1 protein-coding gene is annotated in these 1,708 nt (G+C 60.1%); it reads left to right on the forward strand.

Features of this window, described 5'->3' with window-relative positions; translation table 11 throughout:
- The first annotated feature begins 398 nt into the window (after positions 1-398).
- Complete coding sequence (locus tag BQ17_RS04840) at positions 399-1,580, forward strand: amino acid ABC transporter permease (RefSeq protein ID WP_218068105.1); 1,182 nt, start codon at positions 399-401, stop codon at positions 1,578-1,580.
- Positions 1,581-1,708: the final 128 nt, after the last annotated feature.

The following is a 1,708-nucleotide window of genomic DNA, read 5'->3' on the forward strand; positions in this document are numbered from 1 at the left end:
CCCAGCCGGCCCGGGACCGCCGACATCCTGTCGGCCCCTGGGACCGCCGACATGTTGTCGGCTCTTCTGGTTATCGGGTAGAACTTGAATGCCGAGTTGCCGGTCCAAATGGTCATCAGTCATGCTTAGTTTTCTCGTTCCCATGCGCTGCCTGGGAACCAGAGACCGGGAGCGGGGCTGTTGCGACACCCTCCCTTCGGGAAGGTATCCGCAAAAGTCCTTTCGAACCACAGAGGACACAGAGAAAGGTACAGACCAATTCTCCGTGTTCTCTGTGTCCTCTGTGGTTTAAACTTCACAGACTGGCAGCTAACGCCACCGTTTTTGCGATACCCTCTTCGGGAGAGGGGTTGAGGAGAGGGAATCGAAACCGGGGATTCCTCTCTAATGTGCGAGGAATGAATAAGGTAAGGATGTCCTTCCCACGGCTTGCCCGCTTGGGTGACGAATCGGTCCGCGCCCTGCTGGTCCAGGCCCTGTTCCTGGCCGCGGTCGTGGGCTTGTTGGTCTTTCTGGTCTTTAATACCCTCGCTAACCTGGAGAGCCGAGGTATAGAGACCGGCTTCGGTTTCCTCGCTCAAGCGTCCGGGTTCGGTATCAACCAGACCCTGATCCCCTATACCGAGACCTCCAGCTTCGGGCGGGTCTTTGTGGTCGGACTCCTGAATACCCTGTTGATCTCGGCGCTCGGCATCGTCCTTGCGACTCTGCTCGGGTTCCTGATCGGCATCGCCCGCCTGTCCCGTAATTGGCTGATTGCGCGCCTTGCCACGGTTTATATCGAGACCTTTCGCAACGTCCCGCTGCTGCTCCAGGTCTTTTTCTGGTATGTGTCGGTCCTGACCGCCTTGCCCCATCCGCGCACGAGCCTGTCCTTGGGGGAGGCGGTCTTTCTGAATCAGCGCGGGCTCTTTGTCCCACGACCGTTGTTGCTGGAGGGTACAGGGTTGGTGTTGGGTGCGGCGGTGCTGGCAGTAACCATGGTGCTGTTGCTTGTACTTTGGTCACGCCGTCACCGCAAACGCACCGGGCGACCACTGCCGACGATCCGCTATGCGCTGTTGGTCCTGATCGGGCTGCCGGGCGTCGCGTTCTTCGTCGCCGGCCAGCCCCTCTCCTGGGAGTTCCCGGCCTTGCGGGGCTTCAATTTTCAGGGTGGTCTGACCATCATCCCCGAGCTCACGGCCCTGCTCATCGCCCTGACGATCTACACCGCGGCCTTCATCGCCGAGATTGTACGCGCCGGTATCCAATCGGTCCCCCATGGCCAGACCGAAGCGGCGTCCGCGTTGGGCCTGAACCGGTCACAGCGCCTGCGATTGGTGCTGATCCCCCAGGCCCTGCGTGTCATCATCCCGCCGCTGACGAGCCAATATCTGAATCTGTTGAAGAACTCATCCCTGGCTACGGCGATCGGCTATCCCGACTTGGTCAACGTCTTTGCCGGAACCTCGGTGAGCATCACCGGTCAGGCCATCGAGATCATCGCCACGACCATGGCCGTCTATCTGGTCGTCAGTCTGTCGATCTCGGCGTTCATGAACTGGTACAACGCCCGTATCGCCCTGACCGAACGCTGATCGTGACCAAGTTTGGCGCTGCTCGCAAAACGCGGTTTCCGAGCGCCTTGGTATACTGCCACACGGCACAATCCGAGCTTTTGAATTTCCCCCTCACCCCGGCCCTCTCCCGGAGGGAGAGGGAGTGA

It is taken from the genome of Candidatus Thiosymbion oneisti (assembly GCF_900092655.1).
Taxonomy (GTDB): Bacteria; Pseudomonadota; Gammaproteobacteria; order Chromatiales; family Chromatiaceae; genus Thiosymbion; species Thiosymbion oneisti.